Annotated in this window: 17 protein-coding genes; 10 read left to right on the forward strand and 7 right to left on the reverse strand. The window is 63.7% G+C overall.

What is annotated here, in order from left to right; all coding sequences use genetic code 11:
* Window positions 1-53: 53 nt before the first annotated feature.
* From ASD04_RS17320 to ASD04_RS17360, 9 genes are read left to right on the forward strand one after another with little or no spacing between them, the layout of a single operon-like run.
* A complete protein-coding gene (locus ASD04_RS17320) occupies window positions 54-2,162 on the forward strand; it encodes a family 10 glycosylhydrolase (protein WP_056259733.1) in 2,109 nt (702 codons plus the stop codon).
* 25 nt (window positions 2,163-2,187) lie between these two features.
* Window positions 2,188-3,174, forward strand: a complete 987-nt coding sequence (locus ASD04_RS17325; protein WP_056259735.1) for an ABC transporter permease — start codon at window positions 2,188-2,190, stop codon at window positions 3,172-3,174.
* Between the two features lie 10 nt (window positions 3,175-3,184).
* Window positions 3,185-4,351 carry an ABC transporter permease gene (locus tag ASD04_RS17330; protein WP_056259737.1) on the forward strand — a complete coding sequence of 389 codons (1,167 nt, stop codon included), beginning with the start codon at window positions 3,185-3,187 and terminating at the stop codon, window positions 4,349-4,351.
* A 10-nt stretch (window positions 4,352-4,361) separates the two neighbouring features.
* Window positions 4,362-6,068: an ABC transporter ATP-binding protein gene (locus tag ASD04_RS17335; RefSeq protein WP_056259740.1), complete on the forward strand. Its 1,707-nt coding sequence runs from the start codon at window positions 4,362-4,364 to the stop codon at window positions 6,066-6,068.
* A 4-nt stretch (window positions 6,069-6,072) separates the two neighbouring features.
* A complete protein-coding gene (locus tag ASD04_RS17340) occupies window positions 6,073-7,101 on the forward strand; it encodes a Gfo/Idh/MocA family oxidoreductase (RefSeq protein ID WP_056259741.1) in 1,029 nt (342 codons plus the stop codon).
* 10 nt (window positions 7,102-7,111) lie between these two features.
* Window positions 7,112-8,026, forward strand: coding sequence for a sugar phosphate isomerase/epimerase (locus tag ASD04_RS17345; protein ID WP_056259743.1), 915 nt, complete (start codon window positions 7,112-7,114; stop codon window positions 8,024-8,026).
* 2 nt (window positions 8,027-8,028) lie between these two features.
* Complete coding sequence (gene otnI, locus ASD04_RS17350) at window positions 8,029-8,814, forward strand: 2-oxo-tetronate isomerase (protein ID WP_056259745.1); 786 nt, start codon at window positions 8,029-8,031, stop codon at window positions 8,812-8,814.
* The gene (locus ASD04_RS17355) at window positions 8,811-9,668 is read left to right on the forward strand and encodes a 2-hydroxy-3-oxopropionate reductase (RefSeq protein WP_056259747.1); all 858 of its coding nucleotides are present in this window, start codon (window positions 8,811-8,813) and stop codon (window positions 9,666-9,668) included. Before otnI ends, ASD04_RS17355 begins: the two co-directional genes overlap by 4 nt.
* A gap of 16 nt (window positions 9,669-9,684) precedes the next feature.
* Window positions 9,685-10,692 (forward strand): Gfo/Idh/MocA family oxidoreductase, encoded by a 1,008-nt coding sequence (locus ASD04_RS17360; protein WP_056259749.1) that lies wholly within the window; start codon window positions 9,685-9,687, stop codon window positions 10,690-10,692.
* An 18-nt stretch (window positions 10,693-10,710) separates the two neighbouring features.
* On the opposite strand, the gene ASD04_RS17365 is transcribed toward ASD04_RS17360, so the two are convergent.
* The 3 genes from ASD04_RS17365 to ASD04_RS17375 all read right to left on the reverse strand — a co-directional run bounded on the left by ASD04_RS17365 (window position 10,711) and on the right by ASD04_RS17375 (window position 12,977).
* The gene (locus ASD04_RS17365; protein ID WP_056259751.1) at window positions 10,711-10,905 is read right to left on the reverse strand and encodes a hypothetical protein; all 195 of its coding nucleotides are present in this window, start codon (window positions 10,903-10,905) and stop codon (window positions 10,711-10,713) included.
* A 63-nt stretch (window positions 10,906-10,968) separates the two neighbouring features.
* The gene (locus tag ASD04_RS17370; protein ID WP_056259752.1) at window positions 10,969-11,691 is read right to left on the reverse strand and encodes a response regulator transcription factor; all 723 of its coding nucleotides are present in this window, start codon (window positions 11,689-11,691) and stop codon (window positions 10,969-10,971) included.
* Window positions 11,688-12,977, reverse strand: a complete 1,290-nt coding sequence (locus tag ASD04_RS17375; RefSeq protein ID WP_056259754.1) for a HAMP domain-containing sensor histidine kinase — start codon at window positions 12,975-12,977, stop codon at window positions 11,688-11,690. The genes ASD04_RS17370 and ASD04_RS17375 overlap by 4 nt, the downstream gene beginning before the upstream one ends.
* Before the next feature lie 334 nt (window positions 12,978-13,311).
* Between ASD04_RS17375 and ASD04_RS17380 the strand changes: the two genes are divergently transcribed.
* The gene (locus ASD04_RS17380) at window positions 13,312-13,752 is read left to right on the forward strand and encodes a pseudoazurin (protein WP_056259756.1); all 441 of its coding nucleotides are present in this window, start codon (window positions 13,312-13,314) and stop codon (window positions 13,750-13,752) included.
* A 91-nt stretch (window positions 13,753-13,843) separates the two neighbouring features.
* Here the strand turns inward: ASD04_RS17380 and ASD04_RS17385 are convergent, their stop codons facing one another.
* From ASD04_RS17385 to ASD04_RS17400, 4 genes are read right to left on the reverse strand one after another with little or no spacing between them, the layout of a single operon-like run.
* Window positions 13,844-14,656 (reverse strand): ABC transporter permease, encoded by an 813-nt coding sequence (locus ASD04_RS17385; RefSeq protein ID WP_200940287.1) that lies wholly within the window; start codon window positions 14,654-14,656, stop codon window positions 13,844-13,846.
* Window positions 14,647-15,813: an amino acid ABC transporter substrate-binding protein gene (locus ASD04_RS17390; protein ID WP_156461312.1), complete on the reverse strand. Its 1,167-nt coding sequence runs from the start codon at window positions 15,811-15,813 to the stop codon at window positions 14,647-14,649. Before ASD04_RS17390 ends, ASD04_RS17385 begins: the two co-directional genes overlap by 10 nt.
* Window positions 15,806-16,786 (reverse strand): PQQ-dependent catabolism-associated beta-propeller protein, encoded by a 981-nt coding sequence (locus ASD04_RS17395; RefSeq protein WP_056259761.1) that lies wholly within the window; start codon window positions 16,784-16,786, stop codon window positions 15,806-15,808. Before ASD04_RS17395 ends, ASD04_RS17390 begins: the two co-directional genes overlap by 8 nt.
* Window positions 16,787-16,788: 2 nt before the next feature.
* The gene (locus ASD04_RS17400) at window positions 16,789-17,214 is read right to left on the reverse strand and encodes a hypothetical protein (protein ID WP_200940289.1); all 426 of its coding nucleotides are present in this window, start codon (window positions 17,212-17,214) and stop codon (window positions 16,789-16,791) included.
* Window positions 17,215-17,331: the final 117 nt, after the last annotated feature.

A 17,331-nucleotide genomic window follows, 5' to 3' on the forward strand; every position in this document is an offset into this window, starting at 1 on the left:
CGACGCCAGTCGTCGCCGGCGTGATTTTCTCACGCCAAGACCCGGACGCCCCGATGCTCAAGCTCGAAGACCGACCAGCAGCCGAATTGCGGACACAAGACTGGTACAAGACTGCGACACGCTGGACCCAGCTCACCTTCGTCGAAGACGATCCGCAGCGCTACGATCCGGCCTTCTGGGTCGATGTGTTCAAGCGCACGCGCTCCAACGCCCTCTGCCTCTCGGCCGGTGGCTATATCGCCTACTATCCGAGCGAAATCCCGCTGCACTATGTCTCGAAATATCTCGGCGATACCGACCCGTTCGGCACGCTGGTCGAGGAAGCGCGCAAGCTCGACATGCATGTCATGGCCCGCGTCGATCCGCACGCCATCCATGCCGACGCCGCCAAGGCGCATCCCGAATGGGTGTCGCTGACCAAGGATCGCAAGCCGCGCGAACACTGGGCTTTGCCGGGCATCTACGTCACCTGCGCATATTCGAGCTATAATTTCGACTTCATGACCCAGGTGATCGTCGAGATCGCCGAAAAATACGACATCGACGCCCTGTTCGGAAACCGCTGGCAGGGCCATGGCGTCTGCTATTGCAAGGCCTGCGAGGGCAATTTCCGCAGCGCCAGCGGCTATGAATTGCCAGAAGGCAGCAATGCGGACGACCCCGTATGGCAAGCCTGGGCGGCCTGGCGCCGCACCGTGCTCACCCGCCTCGTGGCCCATTGGGACGATGCCGTCAAAGCCGTGCGCCCCCATGCCAGCTTCATTCCCAATATGAGCGGCTCCTCGCTCATGGAATTCGACCTGTCGGTTATCCAGAAGCATTGCCCCATCCTGTTCGTCGATCACCAAGGCCGGCGCAATGTGGAACTGGGCTGGTCGGCCGGCCGCAACGGCAAGCGCATCCGCGCCACCTTCCGCGACCGTCCGGTCGGCCTCATCACCTCCATCGGCCCCGAAGAGGAGCCGCGCTGGAAGGATTCGGTGCAGACCGGTCCCGAGATCGAGCAATGGGTGCATGCCGGCATCACCCAGGGGCTGTTCCCCTGGTTCACCAAGTTCAATGCCTGCATTCCCGACGACCGCTGGGTCGAGCCGGTGGTGGATTCCTTTAGCCTGCATGCCGATCTCGAACCGGTGCTCGGCACGATGCAGCCGACGGCCGAGATTGCCGTCATCGACCCGGCCACCACCCTGCGCCATTGGGCACCGGAGAAGCGGCACCTGGCCGAGCTCAACGACCTTGGCGTCTACCAGGCACTGGTCGAGGCGCGCCTGCCCTTCGAATTTCTGTCCGACCAGGTGATGACTGCCGAAGCGCTGGGACGTTTCAAACTGGTGATCCTGGCCAATGCCACCTATCTCTCCGACGCGCAGTGCCAGGCCATTCGCGACTATGTGGCCGCCGGCGGCAGTGTCGTCGCAGCGCATGAAACTTCGCTCTACGACGAAAAGGGCGCGGCCCGCGCCGATTTCGGTCTCGCCGACGTGTTCGGCGTCACCATGACCAGTCCGCCGCGCAGCGGGGTGCGCAACAGCTATGTCGCGCTCAACGGCCTGCACCCGATCAATGAGGGTTTCGGCACGGCGCAGCGCATCATCGGGGGCACCAAGCTCATCGCCGTCGAAGCCACCGGCGATGTCGATCTGCCGTTCCTCACCGTCCCTGATTTCCCCGACCTGCCGATGGAGGAAGTCTATCCGCGCCTGCCGCCGCAGGGCGCGGGCGTGGTGGCGCGCACCACCGCGGCGGGCGGGCGCGTCGTCTATGTGCCGTGGAATATCGGCGAGGTGTTCTGGACCTATCTGGCGCCCGACCAGGGCCGGCTGATCGCCAATGCCGTCAAATGGGCCTTGGGCAAGGCGCCGCAAATCGAGATCGAGGGACGTGGCGTCTTCGATGTCGCCCTGCATGAGGGTGAAGAGGGCAGGGCCCTGTGCCTGCTCAACCTCACCAATCCGATGATGATGAAGGGCCCGCTGCGCGAAACCTGGCCGGTTGGTCCGCTAAAAGTCACGATTGAGGTGCCAGGGGGGCGTCAGGTCGGCAAGGCGAGGCTGCTGGTGGCCGGGCGCGATGTTCCTTTCGAACTTGTGGATGGCCGCGCCGTGGTGGATGTGCCGGGGCTGGAAACCATGGAAGTGGTCCAGTTGAGCTGGACCTGACTGTGCCAAGCCTGGAGGAATGGCAATGCTGAACTATATCCTGAAGCGGCTGGTCTACATGATCCCGACGCTGTTCGGCATGTCGATCATCTCGTTCGCCATCATCCAACTGCCGCCGGGTGATTACCTGACCTCGCTGATGTCGACTTTGGCCGATGGCGGCGCGCCGATCGATGCCGCCACCGTCGAGCGCCTGCGCTCGCAATACGGGCTCGACCAGCCCATCTGGCTGCAATACGGCAAGTGGATGGCCGGCATTCTGTTCCGCGGCGATTTCGGCTTTTCCTTCGAATGGAACCAGCCGGTCGCCGAGGTGATCTGGTCGCGCATGGGCACGACGCTGGCGCTCTCCTTTGCCGCTTTGCTGTTCGTCTGGGCGGTCTCGCTGCCCATCGGCATCTATTCGGCCGTGCGGCGCCATTCGGTGGGCGACTATGTCTTCACGTTCCTCGGCTTCATCGGCCTGGCCGTGCCCAATTTCATCTTCGCGCTGACGCTGATGTATGTCTCGTTCCGCGTGTTCGGCCAGTCGGTTGGCGGCCTCTACTCGCCCGAATATGTCGATGCGCCCTGGAGCTGGGCCAAGCTCTGGGACCTGATGATGCATCTGTGGATTCCCATCATCGTCATCGGCACCTCCGGCACCGCCGCGATGATCCGCATCCTGCGCGCCAATCTCACCGATGAATTGTCCAAGCCCTATGTGACCACGGCGCGGGCCAAGGGCCTGCCCGAATACAAGGTGATCGTGAAATACCCGGTGCGCATCGCGCTCAATCCCTTCGTTTCCGCCATCGGCTGGGTGCTGCCCGAACTGGTGTCCGGCGTCACCATCACCGCCATCGTGCTCAACCTGCCCACGGCCGGCCCGCTGCTGCTGCGGGCGCTGGTGGCCCAGGACATGTACCTGGCTGGCAGCTTCATCCTGCTGCTCAGCGTGCTGACCCTGGTGGGCATGCTGGTCTCCGACATCCTGCTTGCGCTGCTCGATCCGCGCATCCGCTACAATTGAGGTATCGGCCATGACCATGACCCCCAGCCTCGACGATGCCGCGCTTGAAGACGGCCCCGCCATCAGCGGCCTCAAGCCTGGCCTCGCCCCGACATCGGATGCCGCAGCCGGCCAATGGACGCTCATCGCCCGCAAGTTTCTGGCCCAGAAGCTGGCCGTATTCTGCGGTGGGCTGATCCTGGCACTCTATCTCATCGGCGCCCTCGCCGAGTTCCTGGCGCCGGGCCTGCCCGATACCAGCCGGGCCCAGTTCACCTATGCGCCGCCGCAGAGCATCGGCCTGTTCACGCCCGACGGCGCGTTCCAGCCCCATATCAAGGGCTACAAGGTCGAGATCGACCAGGAAGCCTTGCGCCGAACCTTCGTGGTCGATGACTCGATCATCGTGCCGATAGGCTTTTTCGTCGAAGGTCCGGCTTACAAGTTCTGGGGGCTTTTCGAGAGCAACCGCCACCTGGTCGGGCCGCTCGACCCAACCCAGCCCATGTATCTGCTTGGCGCCGACCGCCTGGGGCGGGACCTGCTGAGCCGGCTGATCTACGGCACCCGCATTTCCATGTCGATCGGGCTGATCGGCGTCTGCCTGTCGCTCATGCTTGGCGTCGTGCTCGGCAGTATTTCGGGCTATTTCGGCGGCTGGGTGGATACGGTAGTGCAGCGCATCATCGAGGTGGTGAGCGCCATGCCCACCATCCCGCTCTGGCTCGGGCTGGCCGCGGCCATTCCGCTGACCTGGTCGCCGGTGCAGGTCTATTTCGTCATCACCGTCATCGTGTCGCTGCTGGGCTGGACCGGGCTCGCCCGTGAAGTTCGGGGCCGCTTCTTCGCCCTGCGCAACGAGGATTTCGTCACCGCGGCCAAGCTCGATGGCTCGAGCGAGCGGCGGGTGATCTTCCGGCATATCCTGCCCTCGCTTACCAGCCATATCCTGGCGGTGGTGACCCTGGCCGTGCCCTCCATGATCATCGCGGAAACCTCGCTGTCCTTCCTCGGCGTCGGCCTCAAGGCGCCGGTGGTGAGCTGGGGCGTGCTGCTGCAGGATGCCCAGAATATCCGCTCCATTTCCACCGCGCCTTGGCTGCTGATCTGGCCGAGTCTGGCGGTGGTCATCGCGGTGCTCTCCTTCAACTTCTTCGGCGATGGCCTGCGCGATGCCGCCGATCCCTATGAAAGCTGAGGAGGCGAACATGGATAGTCCCGTCCTGAGCGTGGAAGACCTGTCGCTCGATTTCCACCTGCGCACCCATATCCTGCATGCCGTGCGCAATGTCAGCTTCGACCTCCATCGCGGCCGCACCCTGGCGCTGGTTGGCGAAAGCGGCTCCGGCAAGTCGGTAACCGCCCGAGCGCTGCTGCGCATTGTCGACAGACCCGGCCGCATGGCCGGCGGCCGCATCCTGCTGCGCAAGGATGGTGTCGAGCTCGATCTCGCCCCGCTGGCGGCCGACAGCAAGGCTGTGCGTGCCGTGCGCGGCGCCCACATCGGCCTCATCTTCCAGGAGCCGATGGCGTCGCTATCGCCGGTCCACACCATTGGCAGCCAGATCGACGAAATGCTGCGCCTGCATGCGGGGCTCGACAAGCGCGCCGCCCGCACCGCGACTATCGCGCTATTGGGGCAGGTGGAAATCCCCAATCCAGCCGAAATGGCGGACCGCTACACATTCGAATTTTCCGGCGGCATGCGCCAGCGCGCCATGATCGCCATGGCTTTGGCCTGCAATCCCGACGTGCTGATCGCCGACGAGCCCACCACCGCGCTCGACGTGACCACCCAGGCCGAAATCCTCGATCTCATCAAGCGCCTGCAGGTCGAGCGCGGCATGGCCATGCTGCTCATCACCCACGATATGGGCGTCGTTGCTGAAGTGGCCGACGATGTCGCCGTCATGCGCTTCGGCAAGATCGTCGAGCAGGGTTCGGTCGACGACATTTTTCACGCCCCCAGGCACCCCTATACCAAGCGCCTGCTGGCCTCGACTCTCAAGCTGGAACAGGCGGCCGAAGTTCGCGCCGGGCAAGGGGGCGAACCGGGCCCGATCCTCACGATGCACAACCTCACCAAGGTCTATGGGGGCGCCAGCGGGTTCCTCGGCACCAGCAAATTCGCCGTCAAGGCGGTGGACGGTGTCAGCCTCACCCTCAATGCCGGCGAAAATCTCGGCATTGTCGGGGAAAGCGGATCGGGCAAGACCACGCTGGGCCGGCTGATCCTGCGTACGGTCGAGCCGAGTTCGGGCCAGGTGCTCTACAGGGATCGCCAGGGGCGGGATGTCGATGTCACGGCTCTCTCCAAGTCCGGCTTGCGGAAATTCCATGCCGATGTTCGGTTGATCTTCCAGGACCCTTTCGCCTCGCTCAATCCGCGCATGACCATCGGCCAGATCATCGGCGATCCGCTGGTCGTCGCCGGTGGCCATACGGCCAGGCAGATCGAGGAGAAGGTGGCCGAGCTGCTGGGACTGGTCGGGCTCGATCCGGCGGTGATGGAGCGCTATCCGCATGCCTTTTCCGGTGGCCAGCGCCAGCGCATCGGCATTGCCCGCGCTCTGGCGCTCGATCCCAGGGTGATCATCGCCGACGAGGCGACTTCGGCGCTCGACGTGTCGATCCGCAGCCAGATTCTCGACCTGCTGCTGGATATCCAGCAGCGGCTCGACCTGTCCTTCATCTTCATCTCGCACGACATTTCGGTGGTCCGGTATTTCTGCGACCGCGTGGCGGTGATGCATCGCGGCAAGGTGGTGGAGGTGGGATCGGCCGAAAAAATCTGCACCGCACCCGAGGCCGACTATACCCGCGCCCTCATTTCGGCCGTGCCCAATCCCGATCCGCGCCACAAGCGCATGCTGCACCGCACCCGTTTCAACCCCGATCTGCAACCCAGCGCCTGAGACCATGACCATCCATCAGAAAGCCGTACTCGCCGGTGCCGGCGCCATGAGCCGCAAATGGCTCGAAGCCATCAAGACCATTGGCGGCGTCGACATTGTCGGCATCGTCGATATCAACCCGGCCAATGCCGAAAAGCGCGCCGAAGAGCAGGGCATCGCGCCCGAAATCGGCACCGATCTCAAGGCGATGCTGTCGCGGCTGACGCCGGACATCGTGCTCGACGTCGCCATTCCGGCTGCAAGGCACGAGATCGTCTCGACGGCCCTCTCGGCCGGCGCGCATGTGCTGTCGGAAAAGCCCATGGCCGAAACCATGGAACAGGCCCGCGACCTGGTCGCGCGCGCCAGGGCGGCCGGCCGTCTCCATGTCGTCGTGCAGAACCGGCGCTATCTGGCCCAGCTCCGGCGCATCCGGCGGCTGGTCGCCTCCGGCGCCATCGGCGAGCTCACCGCCATTCACTGCGATTTCTTCCTCGATCCCCATTTCGGCGGCTTCCGCGAGCAGATGGCGCACGTGCTGTTGCTCGATATGGCCATCCACACTTTCGACGCGGCGCGCTTCGTCGCCGATGACGCGGCGGCCTCGGTCTATGCCGAGGAGTGGAACCCGGCCGGCAGTTGGTACCGGGAGGGTTCCTCGGCGCTTGCCAGCTTCCGTTTCGCCGGCGGCGCCGTCTTCACCTATCGCGGCTCATGGTGTGCGCCCGGCCTGCGCACGAGCTGGGAGAGCGCCTGGCGCATCGTCGGCACGACGGGCAGCGTAGTCTGGGACGGCGCCGACGACATTCGTGCCGAGCGCAGTGTTCCGGGCGGCGGCCAATTACTCCCCGCCATCGAGCCTGTCGCCATTCCCGCGCTCGATCCCGCCGACCGCATCGGCGGGCATCTGGGCGTCATCACCGACTTCATCGCCGCCACGCGCGGCGGGCCGCTGCCCGAAACCGTCGGACACGAAAACATCAAGAGCCTCGCCATGGTTCTCGGCGCCATCGACAGCGTCGGGCAGGGCGGGCGCGTCGAAATCGTCATCTAGGAGATATTTCATGGCCATAGACCCCAAAGCCATTCGCATCGGCACCATGATCCGCGGGCACGAGCCCGATCCGGTGGGGTATCTCGAAAAGATCCTGCCGCATGGCTTCGAAAGCATCGAGCCCTATTTCTGGCAGACCGTGAACAAGGACCTGCCCGAACTGGCCAAGCGCCTCAAGGACGTGATCGGAGACCGCGACGTCACCATCTCGACGCTGGGCATGTTCGGCAATCCCCTAGAAGAACAGCCCAAGGACATCGACACCCTGCGCGGCTGGGAAGCCCTGATCGACAATGCCCACCATTTCGGCGCCACCTGCGTCGCCGGCTTTACCGGCCGCATCCGCAACCGGCCCATCGAGGAAAGCCTGCCGCAATTCAAGAAGGTCTGGTCCGAGCTGTCCAGGCGCGCCGCCGACAAGGGCGTCAAGATCGCCTTCGAGAACTGCGCCATGCGCGGCAACTGGGAAAGCGGCGACTGGAACATCGCCCACAATCCCGACGCCTGGGAACTGATGTTCAACGCGGTGCCGGAGGACAATCTGGGGCTCGAATGGGAGCCATGCCACCAGATGGTCTATCTCATCGATCCCATCCCACAAATCCGCAAATGGGCGCATAAATTCTTCCACGTGCATGGCAAGGACGCGACCATTCGCTGGGACGTGATCAGGTCGCAGGGCTATGGTGGCAAGGAAAAAGCCGTGTGGATGCGCACGCCCGGCTTCGGCGACACCAACTGGACGGACGTCATCTCCGAATTGCGGCTGGCCGGCTGGTCGGGCTCCATCGATATCGAGGGCTGGCACGATCCGGTCTATCGCGAGGAGTTGGAAATGGTCGGCCAGGTCCATGCGCTCAACTATCTCAAGGCCTGCCGGGGCGGTGACTTTACCCGCTATCCCGGCCCGCTCAAGGGAGCCTGACCATGCCGCGCTTTTCCGCCAATATTTCCATGCTCTATCCCGACCTGCCGTTTCTCGACCGTTTCGCGGCAGCGGCGGCGGACGGGTTCGCGGCGGTGGAATATGTCGGCGCCTATGACCAGACCCCGGCCCATCTCAAGACCATCCTGGCCGATAACGGGCTGACCCAGGCGCTGTTCAACCTGCCGGCGGGCGACTGGGCGGCGGGCGAGCGCGGCATCGGTTGTCATCCCAATCGGGTCGAGGCGTTTCGCCAGGGCATAGACACGGCCATCGCCTATGCGACCGCCACCGATTGCGGGCAGGTCAATTGCCTCGCCGGCATCGCCCCGACGGGACACGATCGCGCGGCATTGGAGGCGGTGCTGATCGACAATCTGCGCTACGCCGCGCCGCGCCTGGCGGCGGCCGGCATCAAGCTGCTGCTGGAGCCGATCAATACCCGCGATATTCCGGGCTTCCTCGTCAATTCCACCGACGACTACGAACGTATCGCCGCCGCCGTCGGCCACGACAATCTCTACCTGCAATACGATTTCTACCACATGCAGGTGGTGCAGGGTGAACTGCTGGCGACCTTCAGGCGGCTGCAATCGCGCATCGCCCATGTGCAGATCGCCGACAATCCCGGCCGCAACGAGCCGGGCACCGGCGAGATCAATTACGCCAATATCTTCAAGACGCTGGACGCGGCTGGTTACACCGGCTGGGTCGGCGCCGAATATAAGCCGCTGGCCGGCACCAGCGCCGGGCTGGGCTGGTTCAAGGATTGGAGCATACACGCATGAAGATCGGTTTCATCGGCCTGGGCGTCATGGGGCGGCCCATGGCGGGGCATCTGATTGCTGCCGGGCATGAGGTCCATCTGCATCGGGTCAAGGACGTGTCCCGGCATCTCGTCGAGGCAGGCGGCAAGGCTCACGACAGCGCCCGCGCGGTCGCCGCGGCGGCCGATGTCATCATCCTCATGGTGCCCGATACGCCGGATGTGGAAGCGGTGCTGTTTGGCGCCGAGGGCGTTGCCGAGGGTCTCTCGGACGGCAAGCTGGTGATCGACATGAGTTCGATTTCCCCCGTGTCTACCAAGGATTTTGCGGCCCGCATCGCCGGGCTGGGCGCCGGCTATGTCGATGCCCCGGTCTCCGGCGGAGAGGTCGGCGCCAAGGCGGCATCGCTCACCATCATGGTCGGCGCATCGGAAGCCGATTTCGACCGCGCGCGCCCGCTCCTGGACCTGATGGGCAAGAACATCACCCGCATCGGCGGAGTCGGGGCAGGGCAGACGGCCAAGGTGGTCAACCAGGTCATCGTCGGTCTCACTATCGAGGCGGTGGCCGAGGGCCTGCTGCTGGCCAAGGCGGCCGGCGCCGATCCCGCCAAGGTGCGTGAAGCGCTGATGGGGGGCTTTGCCGCGTCGCGCATTCTCGAAGTGCATGGTGACCGCATGGTCAAGCAGACTTTCGATCCCGGCTTCCGCATTCGCCTGCATCGCAAGGATATCGGCCTCGCCATGGAGGCTGCCAAGGCGCTCGACCTCTATCTGCCGCATTCGGCCAGCCTGCAGCAGTTGATGAACAAGGCACTGGCCGAAGGGCTGGGTGACCAGGACCATTCCGCGTTGATCAAGACGCTGGCGCCCTGAGCGGACGGAGAGACACATGTCCGGCAAGGTGCGGTGGGGGATTCTGTCGACTGCCAATATCGGATTGACCAAGGTCATTCCCGCTATCCAGAAATCTCCCCATTCGGAAGTCGTCGCCATTGCCTCGCGCACGCTGGACACATCGCGCACCGCCGCCCAGGCGCTGGGGATAGACAGGGCCTACGGATCCTATGAGGACCTGCTGGCCGATCCGGAAATCGACGCCGTCTACAACCCGCTGCCCAACCACCTGCATGTCGAGCTGACCCTGGCCGCCAATGCCGCCGGCAAGCATGTGCTGTGCGAGAAACCTATCGCCGTCAATGCGGAAGAGGCCAGAAAGCTGCGGGGCGCCAGGACGGACCGGTTGATCATGGAAGGCTTCATGGTGCGCTTTCATGGCCAGTGGCTGCGCATGCGGGAGATCGTGCGCTCGGGCGAACTGGGCACGGTTCGCGGGCTCAACGCGACCTTCAACTACCACAACGTCAATCCCGCCAATATCCGCAACCGAGGCGAGACCGGCGGCGGGGGACTGCTGGATATCGGCGGCTACGCCGTCACCAGCGGCCGTTTCTTCTTCGAGGCCGAACCGTTGCGTGTCGTGGCGCTTGTCGATCGCGATCCTGCCTTCGGCACCGACAGGCAGGCCAGCGTCATCGCCGATTTCGGCGGCGGCCGGCAGATGGTCTTCATGGTGTCCACCCAGCTGAGCCGCACCCAGTCGATACACATACTCGGCACCAGGGCGCGTGCGGAAATCTGCGTTCCGTTCACGCCGCGGCAGGGTGACGCCACTTCTATCCTCATCGACCCCGGCCACAGTGTCGATGGGCATCTGTCGCGCCGCGAAATTATCCCGCCCAGCGATCAGTATTCGGACATGGCGGAAGCGTTCGCTTTGGCGGTGCTGGGGCAGCAAGACTTGCCCTACGGCGTTGAAGACGCAATCCGGTCCATGTGCGTACTCGACGCGATCCTGGAGAGCGAGCGGAGCGGCGGCTGGGCTCAGGTCAGAAGCTGACGGCCGGAATCCGGATGTCTAGACCTGTTCTTCTGCCAGTTCGGGAGAGCGAAGGCGATCGAGGAGGGCTTCCATTTCGTCGGCGACCTCGGCGGGATAGAGGCCGCGGCGGAACTTGGTCACGATCTCCGAGACCCTTTCATAACGCCGGCGATAGCTTTCCATGCGCTCGCCATCGAAGCGGGGGCAGCGAACTGGGGGCCATTCGTCCATAGCGTCACTCCATCGCCGCAGGCAACCGGCCTGCCGATGGGGTGCGATGCTACCTGCGTCAGGTTAGGGCCTATTGAGGCTCTGGTTAGAATTTGGAGAGAGAGTCTCGTCCGGCCGCGAGGACATCATGTAGCCAACGCCCCGCACGGTCTGGATCAGCGATGGCTGGTCCAGCAGGTCGATCTTCCTGCGCAGGTAGCGAATATAGACATCGACGATCTTGGTGCCGGGATCGTAGCCATAGTCCCAGACACTGTTCAGCAGCCGCTGGCGGCTCACCACCTTGTCGGCATTGGCCATGAGATAGGCCAGCAGCTCGAATTCGCGGAGGGTCAAGTGCAGCGGCTCGCCCGCCTTGGTGACGCGATGGGCGGCGGTATCGAGCACCAGATCGCCGACACGGATCTGCCGGGCGTGATCGTGGCCGAGATTGCGGCGGCGCAGGGCGACGATGCGCGCCAGCAGCTCGTCGAAGGCGAATGGCTTGGTCAGGTAATCGTCCGCACCGCCCTTGAGGCCTTCGATCTTGTCCTGCAAGCTGTCCTTGGCGGTGAGCATCAGGACCGTGACCGGCACCTGCTCCTCGCGGATCACCCGGCACACTTCGAGACCATCCACATAAGGCAGCATGCGGTCGAGGATAACCAGATCGAACTGGTCGGCACGAACGCGCTCGAGCCCGTCCCGCCCGTCGCGCTCCACGCTGACATGGTAACCCTCGGCCGACAGGCCGCGCTCGAGGAAGGCGGCAATGCGCCGGTCGTCTTCGATCACAAGTATCTTCACGGCAATGGCCCGGCATGGAGTGGCAACACGATGGTCAATGTGGCCCCGCCTCTATCGTCATTGGTCAATGTGATTGTTCCGGAATGTTGATCGACAATGCCCTTGGCGATGGCAAGACCGATGCCCAGCCCGGCGCCGGTGCTGCCGCTGCCACGGTAGAACCTGTCGAACACATGCGCCTCGTCCTCTTCGGACAGGCCGGAACCCTGGTCCGATATCCTGATTTCCGCGCCCGCTTCGGAGGCCGAGAGCGACGCTTTCACCGTGCTGCCCGGCGGCGAATGGTTGATGGCATTGTCGATGCCGATGATCAGCGCCTGTTTCAGCCGCCGCGCCTCCGCCGAAACCCAGACCCCTTTGTCGGGCATGGAAAGTTCGAGCACCACCTCGCGTGGCTCGGCAAGCGCCTCGGCATCGTCCACGGCGGCGGCCAGCAGATCCCCGAGCAGGACCGATGCCAGGCGCAGGGGGAGCGCTTCGCCCTCGAAACGCGCAAAGGCGATCAGGTCATCCAAGAGTTGCCCAAGCTCGGCAGCCTGGTCCTGGATGCGTTCGAGCGACCGGCGCTGCTCGTCCGGTCCCGCTTTGGGCAGCAGCGCCACATCGGCCTCGCCGCGCAGGATGGTCAGGGGCGTGCGCAGCTCGTGGCTGACATCGGCGAGGAATTGCCCCCGCCTGGCGTCGGTTTCGCGCAAGCGCCGATTGCTGTCCCGCAGCTCCTCGGCCCGGGCTTCATAGGCCTGTGCCAGGGTGTCGGCGGCGGGCGAGGGCCTTCGCCACAGCACAAGAGCGGTGAGCGCGAGCAGGATCGCGCCGCTTGCAGCGACAAGGCTCCAGGCGATCAACGACTGCTGGCGGGCCATGGCAGCGGTCCGTCCGGCGGCGTCGATCCGCGCCTGGCCGCCACTGCGGGCGTCGTCGAGCAGGGCGGCAAACTCGGTGGTGAGGCGAAAGTTTACCTCGCCCTCATAGACCGCCATGGCCTGTGCCGCCTGCTGGTCCCGATCGAGCACGATGGCGCGTGCGGCGGCCTGGTCGATGGCATGGTAAAGCTCGAGCATGCGGCGGGCGTTCTCGACGTCGCGCAAGCCATCCTGGGTTTCATCCCCGTCCGCCGCTATCGCGACCTGGGTCCGGGCCGCCTGGGCGAAGCCGACAAAGGCCCGCTCGACCGACAATCTGGCGCTGCGCAGATCGGCCTGCTGATCCCGGCCCAGCAGAAAAAACCGGGCAAGCTGGGCGGCATAGTCGGCAATGGCGGCATCGACATCCTGAATGCTGGACATTTCTGCCCATAATCCATTCACGCGAGCGGTACGCCTTGCGTCACTCGACAGCGCCCAGCCCGCCAGGCCAAGCACGGCCAGCAGCCACACCGTATTTGCAAGGATCAGAACAAGCCTGCGCCGCCTCAATTCAGTCCATCCCCTTGCGCGATCTCATGGAACTGCCGGTTTCCCTGTGCGTTTTGACACAGTCTTGGGTTTGCCAATAAGCTAAATAAGCCCTCTTTCCCCGTGCCGCTTGTAGTTTGGTGGCACGCGGGCGCGCCGAATGCGACCCGACCTGTAAACCGCTGTGTGAAAATCCCGATCGGCTGATCACGTAGCAAGGAGACGTATGTTGAAGTCCATCTTTACCGTGGCGGCTGTCGCGGCTTTCAGTCTTGTCAGCTTTTCGGTTGGCGCCGCTGAGTTCGAAGTTCATATGCTCAACAAGGGCGAAGCGGGGAACATGGTTTTCGAACCGGCGTTTCTGCAGATCGCGCCCGGCGATACCGTGAAGTTTGTTCCCGTCGACAAGGGACACAATGCCGAAACCATCAAGGACATGATCCCCGAAGGGGCCGAGCCTTTCAAGGGCAAGATCAACGAAGAGTTCAGCGTGACCTTCGATGTCGAGGGCGCCTACGCCTATAAGTGCCTGCCGCATTTCGCCATGGGCATGGTGGGCATGATCGTGGTGGGCGAGGCCCCAGCCAATCTTGACGCTCTCAAGGCCGCGCGGGTGCCGCCCAAGGTGGCCGACAAATTCGAAGAATTCTACAGCCAGATCCAGTAGCGCTCGCCGCTCGGGTTTGAACCGGCAGTGCCTGGCACTGCCGGTTTTGTTTTGCCTGGAGCCGAGCGTATCTAAAGGATCGCGACGCGCTTTAGTCACGCTTGACGTGGCGGATGGCGCCGGCCTGGGGGTTGTAGCCATGGGCTGCCAGCAGGAATGCAACGGTTGCAAAACCAACGACCACGGCAAGAGACACCCAGTTGACCTGCCCATAGGCGGCATAGCGCATCAACTCGACGGCATGGGTGAAGGGGTTGGCCAGCGACAGGTAGTAGATAGGCTCCGCCCCCGCCTCGCGCAGTTTCCATAGCGGATAGAGGGCCGAGGACAGGAAGAACATCGGAAACACCACGAAGTTCATCATACCCGCGAAATTCTCGATCTTGGGCGTATAGACCGACACCAGCAGTCCGATGGCGCCGAGCATGAGGCCAGACAGGACGACGGCCGGCAGCACGGCAAGTTCGCCCCAGGGCGGAAAATGATAGCCGAACAGGCGCGCGAGGATCAGGAAGGCATAGACCTGCAGCACCGACAGGATGGTGGCGCCCATGATCTTGGCGAACAGCAGGAAGCCCCGCGGGAGCGGTGACACCAGCATGACCCGCATGACGCCGGCTTCCCGGTCATAGACCATGGACAGTGCCGACTGCATGCACTGGAACAGCACCACAATGCCCGCGAGGCCCGGAAGGATATACTCCTGATACGGCGTATAGGTCCGGTAGGGCTCGACGATCGACACCCCCAGCAGATCGTGCAGCCCGGTCGCAAAGACCACCAGCCAGAGTGCAGGCCGCACCAGCGCGGAAAGCAGTCGCTCGGTCTGGCGCATGAACTTTGCCACCTCGCGCCAGGCGATGGCGTAAAGCCCCAGCCACATATGGGCGAGCGTTATTGGCATTGATGTTCGGGCTGGTCGGTGCCCAGCGTGTCGAGGGTCGTCGTCTGATGCAGGAACCCTTCGAGAGGCGCCTCGGCAATGACGGCGTTATGGGTGGCCAGCACGATGGGCATGCGCATTTGCCCGTCCCACTCGCGGAAATTGAGCTGGACGCCCTTGGCGCCATCCATGCGCAGGCGGCTGCCGCGCAGATAGGCGGCAATGTCGGCCGGGTCGTCCGAACGCGCCTTGGCATAGGCGGTGACGATGGACTTGGCCGCCATCCAGGTCGACCAGTCCTGCCCCGTCATGCGGCGCCCATCGGTCAATTCCTCGAAGCGCACCGTGACCTGGGTCGAGCCGTCCCGGTCCCACGACCATTGCCACTCGCTGGCGACCAGCCCGGTCGATCCCACCACCGGACGTGGCAGCTGGGTGTCATAGGGCAGGTAGCGGGCATATTCGCCTTCGCTGTCGGCGATGTAGATGATGTCATAGTCGGCGCCGCCGGTAATCAGCTGCGTGTTATTGGCCTCGCGGTTGGCGGGGTCGGTGGAGAGGGTGAACTGACGCTCGTCGACGATGTCGAGCCGCAGCCGTTCGGCAGAAGCGCGAAAGGACGCCGCTATTTCGGCGTCGCGCTCGTGCGGGCCCACCAGCATGAGGATGCGGGTCCAGTTTCGCGTGCGCAGCAGTTGCACCAGGGCATCCGCATTCATGCGGTCCGAGGCGGCGGTGTGCAGCAGGTTTGGATAGCAGCGGGTCCGCAGATAGTCCTGCGGCGCCGTTGCATTGACCAGGGTGACCGGCAGCTCGGTCGCGGCCGCCGCCACCTGGTCCACGAGGTCCGCCGGCAGGTCGAGGATGACGAAATGCTCGCCCTTGGCCACCATGTCATTGAGCGTGGCGATCAGCCCAGGCGCATCGGCAGCCTCGACGTGATCGAGCGAGACGGTCTGCCCCACTGCGTCGGAGACGACCGCCAGATCGTCCACGCCCATGATTGCGCCGTCGATGGGATTGCCCCCCGGCGCAATCTCGATGCGCGTATAGACGATATCGGGATGATAGCGGGCGTCGTCGGTGAGGCCGAGATAGCCGATGGTCACCTCGGCCGCCGCGGCGGTGCCGGTCAGCAATCCCAGGGTCAGTGCCGCTGTACCCAGGAACCTAGTCATCGATCACCACCGAATGCGGCACGCGCCCGACAGGAATGGACTGGATGGCCGACATGCTGGCCATATCGACCACCGTGATGTCGTCAGACAGGCCATTGGCCACATAGGCCCGCGTCTCGTCGCTTGAGAGATCGACCGACCAGGCGCGCTTGCCGACGAGTACATATTTCAGCACCTCGTGGGTGGCGGCATCGATGATCGCGATGTGATTGGCGCGCCCCAGGCTCAGCAGCACCTTGCTGCCATCCTTGGTGATCGCCATGCCGACCGGGGTGACATCTTCCTCGCGGAAGCCAGGCGGCACGAAGATGAGGCTGTCGCGCTTGATTTCGTTGGTCGCCGTGTCGATCACGTATATTTCGCTCGACAGTTCGCAACTGACCCAGAGCTCGCTGCCATCGGGAGTCAGCATAAATCGCCTCGGGCGGGTGCCGACCAGGATATTCTTGGTCACGGCTCCGCTTGCCACATCCACCACATGGACCATGTCGGCCACCTCGGAAGTGACATAGGCCGTCTTGCCATCGGGCATCACCAAAACACCCTCCGGCTCTGCCCCGGTGGGGATATCCATCACCGATAGACGGCTCGCCATGTCGATCACTTCGAGGCGGGAGTCTTCTTCGTTGGAGACGAAGATCTGCGTTTCGTCCGGTGAAAAGGCGAACACTTCCGGGCTTGGCCCGGTGGGGATGCTGTCCACCACTTCCAATGTCGCCACATCGATCACGTCGATGACGTCGTCATCGCCACAGGCGACATAGAGCAGGGTCTTGTCTGCATTGAAGTGCATGTCGCGCGGCCGGCGCGACGTCTCGATCCGCTTGACGATGCTGTAGTCGGCATCGAGCACCACGACCTCGTGGCTCTTTTCATTGGACACGAAGATCAGGCCCGTCCCGGCAGCCGCGGCTACCGTAACGGACAGGCATAGGGAGGCCAGCGCCAAGGCGCCTGCGAATATCCGTTTCATGGTCATTTCACGATAAACGTGCCGGCCAGGCCACGGGTTTCATAGCCATCGGCCCAGAACTTGTATTCGCCGGGACGAATAGGCACGAACCAGATGTCGATCGTGCCCTCGTCGTCGAACTCGACGCTGTAGAGGCCATAGGGCGTAATTTCGAGGTCATTAACGATCACCTGGTTGATCCAGGAGTTGCGGAACAGCTCGGGCGCGACCACGGCGAGTTCCTCGCCGCCATCATGCACGATGCGCAAACGGTAGTATTTGCCGGTTTCGAGTTCGAAGCTGGTTTCCGAGAATGTCAGATTGGCACTGTCGATCGTAAGGTCGGGCAGGCGCGTTGCATTCGCTGCCAGATTGCCCTCCGCCATGGCCGGCGTGGCCAGCGCCGCCAAAATCATTGCCCCCGCCCAAATGCGCTTCAGACCCAACATGCAATCTCCTGTACCGGCGTTCCGGTTTACGCTCAAATAAACTGCGGTACTGTGTTGGCTGGTTTGGCGCCCCGCAATCGTTGAGCCTCAATATCTTACATTGCGTTCGCCGATGAG

This window comes from Devosia sp. Root436, assembly GCF_001426345.1.
Classification (GTDB): domain Bacteria; phylum Pseudomonadota; class Alphaproteobacteria; order Rhizobiales; family Devosiaceae; genus Devosia.

What these genes read in the sequence shown, in the direction of transcription:
- ASD04_RS17325 (WP_056259735.1), top strand. Translation starts at nt 2,188, where the DNA reads ATGCTGAACTATATCCTGAAGCGGCTGGTCTACATGATCCCGACGCTG.
- ASD04_RS17380 (WP_056259756.1), top strand. Translation starts at nt 13,312, where the DNA reads ATGTTGAAGTCCATCTTTACCGTGGCGGCTGTCGCGGCTTTCAGTCTT.
- ASD04_RS17330 (WP_056259737.1), top strand. Translation starts at nt 3,185, where the DNA reads ATGACCATGACCCCCAGCCTCGACGATGCCGCGCTTGAAGACGGCCCC.
- ASD04_RS17400 (WP_200940289.1), bottom strand. Translation starts at nt 17,214, where the DNA reads ATGTTGGGTCTGAAGCGCATTTGGGCGGGGGCAATGATTTTGGCGGCG.
- ASD04_RS17360 (WP_056259749.1), top strand. Translation starts at nt 9,685, where the DNA reads ATGTCCGGCAAGGTGCGGTGGGGGATTCTGTCGACTGCCAATATCGGA.
- ASD04_RS17320 (WP_056259733.1), top strand. Translation starts at nt 54, where the DNA reads ATGCTCAAGCTCGAAGACCGACCAGCAGCCGAATTGCGGACACAAGAC.
- ASD04_RS17365 (WP_056259751.1), bottom strand. Translation starts at nt 10,905, where the DNA reads ATGGACGAATGGCCCCCAGTTCGCTGCCCCCGCTTCGATGGCGAGCGC.
- ASD04_RS17340 (WP_056259741.1), top strand. Translation starts at nt 6,073, where the DNA reads ATGACCATCCATCAGAAAGCCGTACTCGCCGGTGCCGGCGCCATGAGC.
- otnI (WP_056259745.1), top strand. Translation starts at nt 8,029, where the DNA reads ATGCCGCGCTTTTCCGCCAATATTTCCATGCTCTATCCCGACCTGCCG.
- ASD04_RS17395 (WP_056259761.1), bottom strand. Translation starts at nt 16,786, where the DNA reads ATGAAACGGATATTCGCAGGCGCCTTGGCGCTGGCCTCCCTATGCCTG.
- ASD04_RS17375 (WP_056259754.1), bottom strand. Translation starts at nt 12,977, where the DNA reads ATGTCCAGCATTCAGGATGTCGATGCCGCCATTGCCGACTATGCCGCC.
- ASD04_RS17335 (WP_056259740.1), top strand. Translation starts at nt 4,362, where the DNA reads ATGGATAGTCCCGTCCTGAGCGTGGAAGACCTGTCGCTCGATTTCCAC.
- ASD04_RS17385 (WP_200940287.1), bottom strand. Translation starts at nt 14,656, where the DNA reads ATGCCAATAACGCTCGCCCATATGTGGCTGGGGCTTTACGCCATCGCC.
- ASD04_RS17355 (WP_056259747.1), top strand. Translation starts at nt 8,811, where the DNA reads ATGAAGATCGGTTTCATCGGCCTGGGCGTCATGGGGCGGCCCATGGCG.
- ASD04_RS17390 (WP_156461312.1), bottom strand. Translation starts at nt 15,813, where the DNA reads ATGACTAGGTTCCTGGGTACAGCGGCACTGACCCTGGGATTGCTGACC.
- ASD04_RS17345 (WP_056259743.1), top strand. Translation starts at nt 7,112, where the DNA reads ATGGCCATAGACCCCAAAGCCATTCGCATCGGCACCATGATCCGCGGG.